Here is a 16,772-nt window from a genome sequence, read left to right on the forward strand (position 1 = left end):
AAGAGAGACGATTGTCCGCCTCTCTTTGGGTTAATCTATAATTCTTCGCTTGGTATCAAACGTTTAACGGTAACTTTCCCTTCATGCAAGGTCTCCCAAAATGAATCAAGTTTCCCCTCGGCACCTTCATATATACCCCAATCACAAGATTGGTCGTTAACACTTTTATTACTATAATAGTACCTCGCCATTTCCTTAACTACCTCGTAGCGTTGAAACATACTTAAATCCATCCAACTCATATCTACGCTTATAGAATCATCAACATTTTCAATTTCCACTTCGTAAATATATTTCTTTTCGTACTCTTTTTTATATTTATTCGCGCTTTCTAAATCTGTTACTAAATAAACTGATTTTATACGAGAAGGTAGTACTGAAAATTCTTCAACTCTAACCTCCTCAAATATCTTTTCTTTCAAATAAAGTGCATAACCATCGTAATTACCTTTAAAGAAGTCTTCGTTGCATACAGTTTCTCCATACGTAGACCTTAATATCATACCCTTTTCTAATTTTTCATTTGAAACATGATAGAAAACTTTCAAACTATTCCCCTCCCATAAATAATATCAGGAATATCCTATCATGTTTTCATTCATTATATCTAATTATTATGTTGTTGGATTATTATTTTCTCCTTCAGCTAGTGGTGTAACTGGATCTGTCGGTTGATCTGGTTCTTTCGGTTCTTCTTTAATTAGAACAACTTCAAACTTTTGATAAATGTTACTGCCAATTAAAACAGTAGTTACACATGAACTATTTAGTTGTGCATTTAAAAATTTGATATCGAAATCAGCTTCTACAGGAATTTCAACAGACTGTCCATTTTTTAGTGAGACTTTTACTTTTTTAACAGCGTTGTCAACAATCTCATCGATAACTACAATTCTTTTAACGTCTAGTCGAGAGATAATTAGATAATCAAGAGGGTCCTTATAATCTATCCCACCCAATTTATAGGTAACACCCTTATGTGCCGTATGTATATTATCTAAATAAAAATCCTAATTTCTCATTTACAACACCAAGAAATTAGGATTTGATTACTACCAAATGCAAGCTAGATAAAATAAGATTGGACTTTGATGTATAATTGTTTTTATACTCAAAAAATCAATCGACATTAGAATCACCGGTTTTTTACATGTTTGTTACCTATTCATTGCAGATAAACTTAGCGATAAAATTCTAAAATTATTACCTTATACGACTATAGTCGACGGTATTATTCTCGCAAGGTCTCTTTCAATATCTCGGCAATTAGCAACACAAATTACCAACAGGATACAATGCAGAAGTTCTTAGAATTCTTACTTGTCCAACATCAGCTCCCAGTGGATCGGTAAAGCTTCCATTCGGCTCTGGAAGCAATTCCACTCCTAAGATACTCAATGGAGTGTCTTCCGGTAAACCAATATTTTCAAGTAAAGTTACTATCTCGCTTTGTTGCCAAAGTGTATGTCCTTGTATAGGGGCTTGTAAGTTTTGGCTTGCTTGACGATTTATAGCATAAGAAATATTTCCTGCACTCTGAATGTTAACACCTGTCATTTTCTGGATTTCCCTTACTTCTCTCCTCGAAAGTATTCGACCTAATCTCTTATCTAATTCAACATTTCTCATGGTACTACCGTCGGCCTGGTTGATTTGAGCATACAATACATACCAAATTTGAGTATTGGGCGGCAAGGCTTGAATGTTAGTTCCTTGTTGAAAGGCTTGTGCGTACGCCGCAGAAGCAAGAATTCCACTTTTTACGCGAAGCACATTACACCGTAGTGGAGGGCATGGATGTTGGACACCATCAAGCACAACAGGTGATCCAAACCTTGCTTGTGCTGTGCTCCAAAAGGGACTGATAGGTGTGCCTCTGTCATGCCCAACGCGAATTTCATACGTGTAAAAGCCAAATAATTCAGGTGAATCCGGATAAGTTCCTGGTGGTAAAGGTACCAGGTAATGGCGATCCGAGTCTTGCGCAGGTATAAGGCGCTGCATTGCAGTCATTCCAGCAAAGTCATCTGCCTGACCTGGAGATATAACTCGTATCAATTCAGGATTAAGCGACCATTGCTCATAGCCAGATGGTTCCGATAATGCCTGATAACGTTGTAACAACATCGGGTCGGCTGTCTTCGTAAGCACTCGAACAAAGTAGGCATCACGGTTGTCTATAGGGGCTTCCTCAAATTCTAGCCAAAGCATTTTTCGCCTTTCACCGGTACTAGCGTACCCTTCACCAATAGTATATGGACTAAGCGCTATTCCTGCCGAAATCACTTTTGGTATCTGCCTTGGTGGAATTGCAATTGGCAGATGATTTTGATATTCCCCTTCGAATGTATCTCCATTTTCAAACAGAACTGTTAAAAAGTATTCAACCTGAACTTCATAGGGTTTTTCATCCGTTCCAAGTGGTGGTTGGAATGCATCAATAAAAACAAAATGACTACTATCTCGATTCGGACTTTCTTCTTCTGCAATTAGCGGCGTCACAGCGTGCATCATCCTGACCTCTCCAACCAAATGCCTAGATTCGCTATACGAGTTGCCGTTAAGATGTATCTGCCTTTCAACTTTAAAAGTGAGGCCTGCAAAACCCTTCCATGTCCAGTCCCGATTGATTTCCCAATGAAGTACATTAATCCATTGATTAGCAAGTTCACTCGGCTCCATTAAAACCAAACTGCTGTTGTTTGCTGGTAAATAGTGTTTCAAGCCCTTTGAACAACCGAATATGCCCCGTTCGCCCGGCGGCATTAATAGAGTCGTATCATTTGCAACTAATCCAACTGCACCCGCAAGCCGCTGGACTAGAACCGGCAGAGATTGGTTTTGCAGGACTACAGCCGTAGGTTGGGTTTCCTGTTCTAAATTTGTTGGTTGCAAAAAAATAGAACGGATGATATCCTGCGGTGCTTGAGGTAATAGAAAATCGACTTCGGATGTGGCTAATTTATGCAACGTAATAGTTGAAATAGCTCCTAACCTGGAACGTTCGTTTCCAAAGTAGTCATAATTTTCTTCTCCTTCTGCCCTTAACTCTATTTTTACATCCCTTGCAGTTGGTATTGGTAAAGATCCGTCTGGATTCGGAGATGTTTGTACGCTTATATCAATATCTGACAGTAAAGCACAATCCGTAAATTTCAAATCCAACTCATACGGGCTGTTCAAATCTGCGGGAAATAATCGGGTTGTTTTGTACCACTCCACATACCCCTCATTGTCTTTTTCCAATTGATAAGGATCAAAATCAGGTACCTTCACCAAAACCCGAATGGATAAGATTGGCGTATCAATATCCGTCACTGAGGGGTCGGTAACATCGGAAACGCCAGGAACTCTGTTGCCTTTCTGGATAGCTAATAACTCCGCATAAACATTGGGATAAGCAGTATACAAAGCCTGCGGCAAGTCTATCCTAGGTCTGCTAATCGTGTAATGGTCCAGTGTCGCATTTTGCGGATTAGGATCTTGTTCGGGCCATCTTACCGGACCAGGTTGTACAAATCTTTTGAAATGAACATTACATACAGACGATTCGCCAGGTATTAACTGCTGATCATCAAGGACTGGACCTCCATTGGTTGTGTCTACCATACGTACCCGGAATTCGTATTTTTTTCCATATAGAAGTGGAACTTCATTCGCATCTTCCGATTGGTAGTATAAAGGTTTTACACGTTCTCTTCCCATTATCAAAAGCATATCATCAGGATCGGTTACTACCAACGAACTCCCTTTCCAACGGGTAAAATAGGATGGGAGCCAAAACTGTTCTTGAATAGTGGATGGGAAAACTTCAGTTCTTGATTCCCAAGTCATAGCACCAAAGTTTATACCTGCAAAAAGGAACTGATTGGTAGTCACTTTGCTTAATGAATGCCAATCAGTTTCTCCTGCTTCCCTCACATCTATACGGTAGCCAACTACACCCATTGGAGCTTCAGCTGGCACACTCATAGTTTCGGGTTCACAACCAATTTGACGATTTTGAGCAATCAGAATATCTTCATCATCCCAGGCTAGTTGAATCCCTTCTTCTCGAATGGGTGCTGGGCCGTTTCCTTCTTCCTCCAAATGGTTCCGGTATTTTGCTTGACCGCCGTGAACAATTTTTGCGAAACCATCATTGAAACGGCTTGCTTCCAGAAAGGCTTCATCGAAATTTCCGGGAAGCACTGTTATCGTCGGATCATCCACTACTGGGAACAGTACAGGCGTAAATAACTGCCGACTAACATCCGATTGGAGCGCAGGTATTCGGGTTCCAAACACCTTCAAAAAGCCAGCGGTATTTGTAAAGTTTCCGTAATCACTTGAAGTATCAAGGCTAATGAACAACCAGCCACCATTTTTAAGCAAATCGGTTGGATTGACTTGTACATTTAATTCATAAACTATTCCTATTTCCCGTGCGAGTCTTGGCTGGCGTAAGGCAAAAGACAACACTTCAGACCAACTTACCGAATCATCAATCAGCTTTGGTGTGGGAGGCTTTTTCGGCATACAATTCACTAAACAGGCATAGGTATCATCAGTAGATGCCAGCTTAGTTTTTGGTGTGACAAAAGCGAATGAGTTTGTATATGTACTCATCAGATGTTTTCGTACCATGAACTCCTGTCCTCGATCGGGAACTACTTTTTCTTTGATATTAAATTGAGCCGCCAACCCGTTGAAGAGTACATGACGATTTGCTGGCAAGGATGGCGTTAGGATTTCAGTCGTGTCCACCTCGCTAAAGCCCGGCATTTGTCCCCAATTTTTGGAGATAAATGCTTTAAAAACCAAGTTGCATTCCGCAAATGGGGGACCAAAATCCGCCCCAAATCCAAGCGGATTAAACGGGTTTCCATTCGGCATAACCAAAAGATGAACTGATAAAGTATTTGTTTTCGCATCCCATCGTTGAAGGTAGGGAGCAAGAGTTAATTTAAAAGGAATAGTTGCCATAATATTCTCCTTTACAGTTTTAACGTTGCTTGATACGGGTAAGAAACATTAATATCAATAACAAGAAATATGGAAACATTGATAGCAGCTTCACCATAAGCTTCAATTTCCCCAGCACCAAAATTATATACGCCATTTAAATCGGCGGATATATCGACATTCACTATATTTTTAACTTCTACTTTTGCCTCACACTTTACTAAAAAACCAACCTTTGCACTGTTATTTTCAACAGCGAAAACAATGCCGGCTGCTGCATATGCTTCAGCGTCAAAAGGTCCGATTTTTCCTCCTACGCCATAACCTACATATCCATCAACTTTAAGGGATTTCATGCTGTCCTTATTAAGATCTGGAAAAAATGGGACATTTGAACTGAAACCCACCTCTATATCACCACCATAAGTTATGAAATGAATTTTGCCGATTTTGCCTTGCAATTCCGCACCGAATTTTGTTTCAAAAGTTGTCTTCAATACCTTCGTATTTGGATCGAATATTTGCGAATCAACCCCAGCATTTCCAAATAGTTGTAAACTAAGATTTTCTCCTAAAGGTTTTTTAATAAGATTATCTGTTCTGAACTCCGTTTTTATCTTTACTTCATGATTAGCATTCGTCATTCCCAAATCAATATCATCCACATTTTCAGGGCTCCCCATCCCTGGTAAGAAACTAAGTGCATCTTGTATTTCCGGTTTAAGAAGGGACTGAACGTTTACCAATTTAGCTTGTCGAGTAGTTCCCGCACGTAAGCTAAAACGTGTGCCTGAAAACTTAGAGATACCGAGTAGACTAGTCCAAATAAAGAAGTTGTCTAGTTCGACACTCCAGTCATCGAAGTTTAAATCAATCTTTAGTTGCGATTGGTCGTACTCTATTGCAATCTGGTCGGACCCATCTTGTACCACCACCAAAGGGGCTCGAAGATTATTCAAATTTACGGGTGTATTCAGTTGAAATTTCCCTGTACCAGGCTGAATGAGTAACTTGTAATTAGTAGTGGGAAATTCGACTGCATTGGCAATCGGCGGAAAAACACCTTTGCTGGTTAGCATAGCAAAGGGATCTGCAAAGGCTGGTTTCAAGTTTGATGATATTTCGTTTGTGCCAGGTACAATAACCGGGCGGCGGTACAGAAACGCCTGCGAACCAGTATTCTGCATAAAGCCGTAGTCGAAGCGTGGCTGAGGCGCAAACAAATCAACAGGATCAGCAAAGCGATACGATCCGACGGGTCCATCAACGATCATCACATTACCTGAAGGTGGAAGCCATTTGTTTTCTATAAACAACGGCGTTCCTCTGGATACATCAGCGGTAACGGCTTCCTGTGGATCGGCAGTGTTTCCAGGTGCTGCCATTTTAATTACCGACCATGAGCCGTTGTTAGGTAAAGCAGGCTGCCCCCTAACTATTCCAATAAAATTAGGTGTGCCTCCATTATCTGCAACATCCACTTCAAATCGAGTTGCTCTGAACCTCAATCCAGAGTTACCTACGTTGAGCATGGTATCAATAGGGCCACCAATCGCACCTTGGTCGACAATCAGTTTTTGCAAAGCAGCTACTGAAAGTTCGATTGGAAGATTCGTCTTAGGATCAGGTTTAGGTTCTAACTGTATGAATCCCAGTATACCTTGGGAGAAAGTACTTCCATCCACCTGCCCATCAAGTTGAACATTAGCATCGAAATAAACAGGGGCCAATTCTATGTCGTTACCATTAGCAGGATCGTTGAACTTAATAATATTATCTGAGGCGGGGCGGATATTTTTTAAATCGAAGCAGCCTCTAAAAATTCCAGGACTAAATTGATAAGGATTATTAGGTATTTGCTTTGTTCTAAAATCAAATATACCTGCCTGCGTCGATTGCCAACCACTATCCTTGCGTATCATCCCGCCTCCACTTCTTCTTTCAATGACAACAGAGCGGGTTACGTTAGAACCCCAAGGGTATATTTTCGATATAAATTTCACTACCTCGAAAGCAGTACGACCTACCATTATTTTAAACTGCACTTTGCCAATGGAAGCTAATCCCTCTGGATTATCCCATTCGCTGAAATTGGATTCTCCATAGCCAGAAAGATTAAATCGGGTAACAGGTACGAATGGAGCGCAACCTGTATGCGAAAACTCATTATTAAATTGGGATTCAACGGACCCATCTGATTGATAGGTTGCGCCAAGCACACTAATACCCAACTCAGTACCCGTGAATAATTCGTATCCATTGAGTGTTTGCGCCATAAAACCTTCAAATCCCGGTGACCGATTATCATCCTTTCTTGGTCTCGGATTACCGGACTCCGCCATTAAGTTAATTTGAATGCCTCCTTGCATCCCTTTTTGCGGGAAGGCTGGCTGCACAATGTCTAACGAATCTGCGTTGCGAGAAGCATTATTTTGCGGTGAAAGTTGAAAAATGGTTTTCAAACCAAATGAAAGCGTCGTCAGTGCGGTAGCAGGGCTTCCATCCGTGAAACTTTTTTGAATTTGCCGAACCACAACATCAGGAATGATAGGGGCTAATTCTTGATTAAATCCTATAAGTCGTGTCGGCCCTCCGTCTGTCGCCGAGCCTAAATTTTCAGGAAACCAACCTAAAGCAGTATTTTGGTCTTCCGGCAACGTTCGTACAGGCTCCCACTGCACCTGCGGCACAGTGAAAGCATGAACCGCACTTAATGGGGTATTTACCGCCATTTCCTTGACCACAAAAGCTTTGTTCAATGACACTTCACTAGCGAATACTGTAGTGGCAAGCAAAGTATCTCTTCCCCTCATAAGCGAAGGACTTATCGAAACGCCAATCAAATCCATATTGGTGGAAACATCTAACAGTTTCCAACCCGACAATATTTCTTCAACTTGGTCAAACAAACCATCAATTTGATTTTTTTCCTCTCTTCGTTTCCCCTTTATTGCGTTTTCTTCTATTTTTTCAAGCGTTTCTTCATCTAACTGAACTGGAAGTGAATTGATAGTGGGCTTTTGGGACTGTTTGATGCCCACACCCAAAAACAAGGACAGATCGCCTTTGAAAGTGACGACTGGCTTGTCCGGTTGCTCCCAACTTGTTTGAGCAAAAACTTTCGAGGAAAATGTCCTCGGTCTGTCAATATTCCACCCTCCTTGAAGATTGCTGACATAAGGATCGGGAAGGATTGGCTTCCATTGGAGTAATCCGTGTAATAAGGTTATTCGTCCTTTTTCAATGCTGTTATGATTTGTTGCAGTCAATATACCTTCCAATACTAAGTCGGTTGGTTGAGAAACGACCATTAGGGCATTTTCCAAGGCAAGGGGTTTAAAAGGTTTTTTTAGGGCGCCTTCGTTGCCGAGCAGAGCGTTAATCTTAATTTCTGCCTTCTTATCCTGGAAGATAACCCATCCTTTCAGATCTTGCATAGTAATATGTGAACCTTCCGCAAATACTGGACGATCCGGTTGGATTTGTCCCATACAACTTACAAGCAGAGTTTCACCTTCAATTGCATGACAATAATAAATCAAAGGAAACACGTCTTGATAATTCAGCAATAGCGGAATACGGGCATGATTTTCTGATGAAATTTGCCAACATGAAAAATCCTGTTTGATTTTATTCGTAGAAGCAACATCAATAGTAGTCTTTTCACTGTACAGAAATAATGCTTGTGGATAAAGTAGAAGCAAAGTATCATGTAGTATTGCATTGGGTTGTTGCTCATCTGACCCAATCCATTTTGTTGATAATTCCGATGATAATTGTAGTCCCCACCCGCCATTATTTTCTGGTTCACCAAGCGTGGCAGGATTACTTACCCTAACAACGGGCAATGCCCAGAAGGCTTTTTTGATATCCGCTTTACCCTTAGCATCAAAAATACGACTTTGCGAAAAATCTGTAACCCATGTGGTTGGCTCAATTTCACAAGGTATAAAAATATGATTTAGTCCATGCGGATATTCTGCAGGCAAGGTAAAGTTTGAGAATTTTAATTTATTTCCATAACCCGTGAAATCCCCTTCAGTCGAGGTAATACCTTTCAGTTTACCGTTTTCCCACTCAAATGTAACTTCATTAGGATATTGAAAATCAATACTTTGCGCTGCCTTGCAGCCTTCAAAAGAAGCATTGTTTTTTTCTGATTGCACTAACTGGATTGTTAGTTTTCCTGTAAAGCTTCCTTCAAAATCCAAATATTGATCATTCCATTTATTCTTATTTGCTAAGGAAAAATCTCCTCCTTTGATATTAAAACCAAGATATTCATTATCACCTGCGTCATTCGTAAACAACTTACCTAATATCCAAATATACCCAGAATCCAAACTAACGGTTTGGGTACTCTCAAAAGTATCTAACCAGAGATATTCCTTTGCTTTTGAAAACAAAAAGTAAGGGATACTTCCATTTTGAGAACGAACTGTTAATTTGTCTTCGTAGTAATAAAAGTCAAACCATATAGAACGACCCTCCTCGGACAAAAATGGACCGATTTGTTCATCTCGTTTTTGATTCCATCTTATTTCGTCGAACGTCTGAATTGGATTGAACGGCAATCGAATATCTTCCATCTGTACTCCAACCACAGGTACTATATCTTCACCTTCAATTCGCCGAATGAGATAATTATCTTCTTTGTATAATTCCGATACTGCATACTTCCTAAACTCCTCAATTTTCGAATTTGAAGGAGTAAATTCTAATTCAGTAGCTTGTAGCATTAACGCTGATATATTTTGCCGATTATTACGCAAGTTGTAACCAAGTATTCGCCGAATGGTTTCCAGATACTCCTCATCCTCTGGCGAAAGTGATGACAAATTAGATGTTAGTTCAGCTAGTTTTCGGGCTATATTTTCTATCTTCATTTTTTTCTCCTTATTAAAAATATTTAATACGCATAATACAGTTTCACATATAAATTGTAATCTCCGCGCAACCATCCAACGAATTATTTCGTTGATGCGATATTCACCATTACTTAACTGTCTGAACTGTTTGACTCACGTTTACTATATTGAGCATATACAATGCAATAGCCAAGGGGTGTTATACTATTATTATTTCATTTTTTCGTATGAATTATTCAAAAATCCATAAGTTCCCCCTTGATATATACATATTTTTGTAGCAAGCTAATTTATAGTAGCTATCGAGAAAATAGATGAATTCAACGTTATCTGTTCCAAGTAGGCTAGGTGTCGGTCCGGAAAGGTCAAATAAGGTTACCACAGAACCAGATATAGATCCAAAGACGCCTTTTCCCATGAATCATATAATCAGATGCAATTAGCTTCACATTATTTTCACATACATATGAAGATGATTTCCCTTTTGGTGAATTAGGATTCACCTATGTATAACCAACTTTTCGGGTCCTGGTTACTGTAGATGTAACCTACGTCATTTAAGGCTTTTTCCAAGAATTTTCCCCTTATCCCATCCACATATGCTCGATATCATTTCCTCAGGCTTGGTCAGCTCATCTAAAATGGCCTTAACCATGTGCATTAGTTTTCACTTTCATTTAAGTTTACCCCATGCCCATCAAGAAAAAATTTTGAAATAACCCCAAAACGAAAATTTTATATCTCAACAGTTATTTATGAGAACTCAGCTCATTTTTTCTGATTTTAGGGTATTTTATTTTTTAGCTTGATGGCAATGTAGAGGGATTCCCGATTTTATAGTTCTTGTGTTTACTACCTACAGCAATACCCTTTTTGAGGTTTAGGTTAATGTGGTATATAATTATCAAAAATTCTAAGGAGTTATATATATGGTTAATATAAAAGTAATAGCTGAGGTTTTAAGGATAGGGTTACAAATTGGTTTATTTTCAAAAACTGAAGTAATTGAGTGGGCTGACCATACAATTGAAACATTAGATAGTCCTTCTAATGAAATTATAGAAGTTTCTTTATCCAGTAACGATAAGTTAGTTGATATTGTATCTAAATTAAAAAACATAAAAGGAACGTATGATAAAAAATTACCCGTAAAAATTATACTGGGACTGTTATGGAAGGAATTTACGATAAATGAAGAAAATGTATTGAAAATACAACCATATATATCTGATTTGATACATAATAATTGCTGTGAGGGATTCGATTATGTAGATGAACAGCTGTATAATTTTGATGAGGAAGTTAAATTAGCCGCAGATAATATATATGGAAATCTAGAAGATATTAGTCAAGAAATAAAAAGCTTTTTATCTCCCTATGAAGATTATAGTTTGTTCTTTCATTTCGAGAATACTCGAAAATATTAATTTGGTGGAAATTAGATTTTCACTAGATAGTGCGAATCAATTACAATCAGTAAAAACAGACCCTTATATAGATTTTAATTTTACTGATTGTAATTATCTTATATATACATATAATTGATTAGCTGTGACATGGTATGCATGCTTTACTTTTACTGCTGTGTACTTTGTATTAATAGGTTGAATTCATAATGTAGTAGATAAATATAACTATACAAAAAAATCTACCTAAATAAAAAATTTCACCACTCTCTACACCCTCCTATAATTCACCGAAAAACACCCCATGTATCCCCTTTTATTCTGAATTCGTACTTAGGATTTATTATCATACATTCCCTTTTATAATGGTGCCATGCTTTAAGGGAAGCCGTTTTTTAAAGATTGCTTCATTAGCCATTAATTATATCCAATACATTCAATCCATGAGCCAAGTAATCTAGCTCACCAGTTAAGTTGCATATAGGGCTAAAAATTCAGCTTTATCGCCTATTAGAATTTTATGGTACTTCTTTCATTTTTTCTCTAACCATTAGTGCACAAGCCCCTCTCCAAAATCTAAGATAATTATTTTTTTGATACAAGTTATAAATCGTCAATTTCAACTATATAGTTGAGAAGGAATGCATAAAAAAGGAGGAGGAAAATGATGAAATTTCAAGCAATATTACCATCATTAAAAAATTCTTGTTTTATCTTGATACTTTCATTAAGTATGTTAATTTTTACAATTCCAACACCAACTTTTGCACAATCCAATAACAATGTTACATCTGGAACAGATTACTATGTATCTCCGGCAGGAAGTGACCTCAACCCCGGCACATTAAATCAACCTTTCGCTACCATTCAAAAAGCTGCTAACGTCGCCACAGAAGGAAGCACAATCTACATAAGAGGCGGAATTTATAACCAAAAAGTACATGTAACTCATTCAGGATCCTCAGGAGCACCGATTACTTTTCAAAATTACCAGAATGAAAAGGTAATTCTCGATGGTTCTAAAGTCAAGTTAGAGGATGATGGATTATTTACCATAGAAGATAAAAATTATATTCAGGTAAAAGGATTAGAATTTCGCAATTTAAAATCAATGAAAGTTAACGAAACCCCTATTGGTATTTATATTACCGGAACAGGGAGTAATATCGAGATTAGAAATAATTATATCCATCACATTGAAACGAATGGTAACGCACATGGTATTGCTGTATATAGAACTTCATCTTATGCACAAAATAATTTAAATCATATTGTCTTAGATAATAACGAAGTAGCAAATTTAAAATTAGGACTTAGTGAAGCAATTGCTGTGAATGGGAATGTAGATTCTTTTGAAGTTACCAATAACAAGGTACATGATAACAACATCGGGATTGTTCTGATTGGACATGAAGGAGTATCTCCAGTAGCTGCTTTAGATCAAGCACGAAGTCGAGTTGTTCGTAACAATATCGTTCATCATAATTCATCTTTCAATAATACTCGTTATAATGAATATTCAACTGATGGTATTTATGTGGATGGTGGGAAGGAAATTATCATTGAGCAAAATCAAAGCTATGAAAACGACCTTGGTATTGAAGTAGCCAGCGAACATGCAGGGAAAAGTGCAAGTCAAATTACTGTTAGGGACAATACTATCTCCAATAATATAATGAGCGGTATTGCAATTGGTGGATATGACAACCAGCAAGGAAATGCCGAAAATAACACGATCACGAACAATATTATTTATAAAAATGACATAAAAGATCAAGAGAGTGGACAAATCGAATTAAATTATGATACCCGCAATAATGTAATTACCAATAACCATATCTATGCAAGTAATAGCCGTATTTTTATTAGCAATAATTTTAATAAAAACGCCGGAAACAAACTTGATTTCAATCATTACTATGGTGATTTCGATCAAAGTAATGGTTTGTGGCAATGGAAAAGAAAAACGTATAAAGGATTTTCCTCTTATCAAGCAAGTATGAATCAAGAAGGAAATGAACAACATAGTGAATTTAACAAATCCCCCCTTCATTCGAAGTAAACTTAAAATAAAACAAATCTACTAAAATACTTTATCTTCACCCAGTACCTCTCCCATAAAAAAATTATACAAAAATAAAAAATTGTAGTTTCGTTTTCTTTGAAGCTACAACTTTTCCATACGCATAAAAACATAGGCCTTACACTTTACATACAACTCTTTTCCCACAATAGAAAAAAGTACAATGTGTGATAAACCTCCTTTAGAGTGATATGGAATTGATGATAAAAAATAACGATTTCCCAATAACTTTTTCCTCCTTAAACAAAAAAGACAAACATCCGCCATGTTTCTGCGTAGGTTTGTCCTTTTGCAATCTGATTTTTTAGTATTGGATTACTTTAATTATATTACATAATTGACATACAAAATAAATACACTGATTATAAATATCTAATTAATAATTTAAAAACTACTTTTTCTCAATAATATCAATTGATACTTTATTATTATTAGTATAGATCTTTGCAAATTCAGTAGCATTACTAATAGGATTAATAGGTTTGTTATCTATTAAAATATCACTAAATGTAGCCCTATATTGGGTATTTACTTTAATATTTTTCGTTTGACTATCATCTTTTACTGCAATTGTAGATAACGCTTTCCAATTGTTAACTTTACTAATATTAGTATTCTTGATTTCAGAAATTAATCTTCCTGTATAGCCTTTTCCGTTTGTTCCCCAGTAGGTTGCCCTAGTGTTGCCATTTAAGTTTTTATAAATCGTAAGTTGGACTTCAGTTCCTGGTTTAAAGCCATTCAAGTTCGTAAACTCATCTTTCCCCTCAATATAAATAGGGTATTTATCTTCACCTACTTTCATATAGGGTTTCCAAACATTATATGTTTCACTATACAAAAATCCAATATCTGATTCCACCGGACCAGAAAAACCAGAATAAATATAAAGTTCGCCACCTTTCGCTTTAAGTGTTCCATTACTATTTTTGATTTCTGGTAATGTTACTTTGGTAGTTAAAACTGAACCTGTACTATTTAAGATTGCTCGGCCACCAATCCCTTTTTTAATTGGTTCCGCTTGGAGTGCCTTTACATATGAATGCGTTTTCATTTTATCGGCATTTACTTGAGTTATACCAATCCCCCCCAATCCACTAATTACCATTCCACTTACTAACGCAAAACCCATTATTTTTCTAAACTTTTTCACGATAAATCCTCCTCTTAACTTTATATATTACAATCCAAATATATCATACATTTTATTCCATGGGATTATATAACATTTTTATAAAATTTATACTTATTATTAAGAAAATTCGATCTTTAATCAAGTTTTTTGTTCAATAAAAATGTATTATTAACAAAATAGAACCGCATTCAACTAAACTTCTTTAATAATAAAGTCCATTTCAATTGAAATGGACTTTATTATTAAAGAAAACTTCTAATCAATTTTCCTATTACCAAATTTAGGAATAACTTTTTAACTATAATACTTCATGTTAAGGCAAATAGCTACTACAGAGCTTCCGATAAACCCTATTACAACATAACATGTGTCTTCCTCGGTTTCTTATTATTTAGCAAACTTATTGTGTAAATATTTCACATGTTTCTTTTCAATAATCTTATTGATAATGTTCACTCGCAATATAGTTTGATAGATATGTTTGATCTCTTCTTCCGTTAGTTTTACATTGGCATAGGATTCAATACATATTTTTAGATTGTTATAATATAAAACATGTTCACATTTAGAGCGAATATTCATTTTATTCGGACTTTAATTCAAGGTAGAATGCTACAATAGAGATACGAGGCAGCTCTTGCTTCACTATCCATTTGATCGCTTTCATATTTTTATAGTTTTGTCGAAATGGATTTTGAAAGGAGTGTTTCTTTCTAAAAATATATTGTGTCCACCTTGCTGCCCAAATGATCCTGAAGGTCATAGTAACGTAAAAATCATCTAATGTTTCCGACAGTACCATCAATTCCCAATCCTATTCTCACACCAGCAGAGGTAGAAAAATCTCTGCAAAGTCCTAAAGCTTTTTATGTTAAAGATTAATATAAAAAAGAGGACAAGAAAACTCTGCCATTACGATTTTCTCCCACTTCTCTACTTATCAAGTAACACAATGCAGGTAGAAAAGTATACATTTCTACTTTTCTACCTGCGCGTAGTTTGCAAAAAATCTTTACCAGAACCACCATTAGCTCATTTACATGATTATCGATATAGGAATTAGTTTTAAGCGTTAGATAATACAAATTCCATTTGCTGACTCTGTGTTTTAAATCCTAGTTTTTCGTAGAATCGTATAGCCTTCTTGTTAAATTCTAAAACATTTAATTCTACACTTGTTGCTTGTATTTCTTTAGCATACTCAAATGCTTTTTGAACTAATATTTCTCCTATTCCTGTTCCTCGACAGATTTCACTTACACCAATATTGCGTATAAAGAGAACTTTTCGTTCAACTAACTTAGGATTTTCGGATGGTTCTTTAATATCTAAGATTATGTAAGCAAGAATCTCTTTATCATTGTCCTCTACTACAAATATCTCAATGGTTGTATCGTTAAGCCATGTTTCGTATGCATTGCGATCCAAAGAAACTGAAGTTTTAGCATATATATCTGGTCTTCCTTCTATATGTAACTGCTGGACTTGTTTGTTTATATTTGATATCTCCCCAAAATCTTTTGAGGTAGCTAGTCTTACTGTAAAAGGTAAAACTTCATTAGACATCAGTACATTCCTCCTAATGTTTTATTGAAAATATACTTTTTTCAGTGGGTTTAACATAACGCATCATTATCGGTAGCAAGGGCAAGTTAGAATCCTACTCTCTCAAGGGAATTTCCTTGTTGTCACCAAAACTTCCACCACGAATTTTTCTTCTGCTTCGCAGCAACAACCTCATCCCGAAATTCCTGCATCTCACGTAGTGTTTTCATCAGAGTTTCATCCCACGCTTCTACGCTCTCTTTGATTTCCTCATTACTTTGCTTCGCCTACTCGCTTAATCATTCTTCCATCGCTACCATACCCTGATTCATCTCTTGCACCATAACACTGTATTGTTGATAAAGCTACTGCTGGATGTGGAATGGGATTAAGTCCGTTTCTTCGGATTCATCTGACTCCACATTTTGATTGGTGATTTCAAATCAATGCGCAATCATCTTCGCTACCTTCTCAAACGTCATGCCCTTTGTATTGACGTCTACCACGATTATCCTTCTTTACGGTGAATTTGTCTCGTTGCAAAACTTCCATGTACTTTCTAAGGGTGCTATCACTTATTCTTAGTCGTTTGTATACTTCAATAGCAGAATAAACAATCTCGTCCGTCATACCGTAACAACACCTCCTAGTGACACTATTCCATGATGGTTATAAATTTCCTGCAAATAAAAATAGCCCTGCAAACACAGAGCTATTTTCTTTGTATAACCTTCTTTTTATCTTTTAGTTATTGGTATAATGCTATCATATAAAAAGTGTGTGGTATCCCC

At 36.9% G+C, this 16,772-nt stretch carries 8 protein-coding genes and 2 pseudogenes; 2 read left to right on the top strand and 8 right to left on the bottom strand.

What is annotated here, in order from left to right; genetic code table 11:
- Nucleotides 1-35 precede the first annotated feature (35 nt).
- From ACS2MN_RS15590 to ACS2MN_RS15605, 4 genes are all read right to left on the bottom strand, one after another.
- The gene (locus ACS2MN_RS15590) at nt 36-548 is read right to left on the bottom strand and encodes a DUF2441 domain-containing protein (RefSeq protein WP_346994638.1); all 513 of its coding nucleotides are present in this window, start codon (nt 546-548) and stop codon (nt 36-38) included.
- 66 nt (nt 549-614) lie between these two features.
- Nucleotides 615-959, bottom strand: a complete 345-nt coding sequence (locus ACS2MN_RS15595; RefSeq protein WP_346994639.1) for a hypothetical protein — start codon at nt 957-959, stop codon at nt 615-617.
- Between the two features lie 307 nt (nt 960-1,266).
- Nucleotides 1,267-4,965 (bottom strand): hypothetical protein, encoded by a 3,699-nt coding sequence (locus ACS2MN_RS15600; protein ID WP_346994640.1) that lies wholly within the window; start codon nt 4,963-4,965, stop codon nt 1,267-1,269.
- An 11-nt stretch (nt 4,966-4,976) separates the two neighbouring features.
- Nucleotides 4,977-9,830 carry a hypothetical protein gene (locus tag ACS2MN_RS15605; protein ID WP_346994641.1) on the bottom strand — a complete coding sequence of 1,618 codons (4,854 nt, stop codon included), beginning with the start codon at nt 9,828-9,830 and terminating at the stop codon, nt 4,977-4,979.
- Between the two features lie 911 nt (nt 9,831-10,741).
- Here ACS2MN_RS15605 and ACS2MN_RS15610 point away from each other — a divergent pair.
- Nucleotides 10,742-11,239, top strand: a complete 498-nt coding sequence (locus ACS2MN_RS15610) for a hypothetical protein (protein ID WP_346994642.1) — start codon at nt 10,742-10,744, stop codon at nt 11,237-11,239.
- Nucleotides 11,240-11,885: 646 nt separating this feature from the next.
- Entirely contained in the window at nt 11,886-13,280 is a 1,395-nt protein-coding gene (locus tag ACS2MN_RS15615) for a right-handed parallel beta-helix repeat-containing protein (RefSeq protein ID WP_346994704.1), read from the top strand.
- A gap of 412 nt (nt 13,281-13,692) precedes the next feature.
- On the opposite strand, the gene ACS2MN_RS15620 is transcribed toward ACS2MN_RS15615, so the two are convergent.
- From ACS2MN_RS15620 to ACS2MN_RS15635, 4 genes and pseudogenes are all read right to left on the bottom strand, one after another.
- Nucleotides 13,693-14,454, bottom strand: a complete 762-nt coding sequence (locus tag ACS2MN_RS15620; RefSeq protein WP_346994643.1) for a YrpD family protein — start codon at nt 14,452-14,454, stop codon at nt 13,693-13,695.
- 369 nt (nt 14,455-14,823) lie between these two features.
- Nucleotides 14,824-15,178 (bottom strand): annotated as a pseudogene (locus ACS2MN_RS15625) (nuclease-related domain-containing protein); the annotation flags it as partial.
- Between the two features lie 323 nt (nt 15,179-15,501).
- The gene (locus tag ACS2MN_RS15630; RefSeq protein ID WP_346994644.1) at nt 15,502-16,002 is read right to left on the bottom strand and encodes a GNAT family N-acetyltransferase; all 501 of its coding nucleotides are present in this window, start codon (nt 16,000-16,002) and stop codon (nt 15,502-15,504) included.
- Nucleotides 16,003-16,124: 122 nt separating this feature from the next.
- Nucleotides 16,125-16,611 (bottom strand): annotated as a pseudogene (locus ACS2MN_RS15635) (DUF3967 domain-containing protein).
- Nucleotides 16,612-16,772: the final 161 nt, after the last annotated feature.

This window comes from Bacillus cereus group sp. BceL062 (assembly GCF_051780025.1).
Taxonomy (GTDB): domain Bacteria; phylum Bacillota; class Bacilli; order Bacillales; family Bacillaceae_G; genus Bacillus_A; species Bacillus_A toyonensis.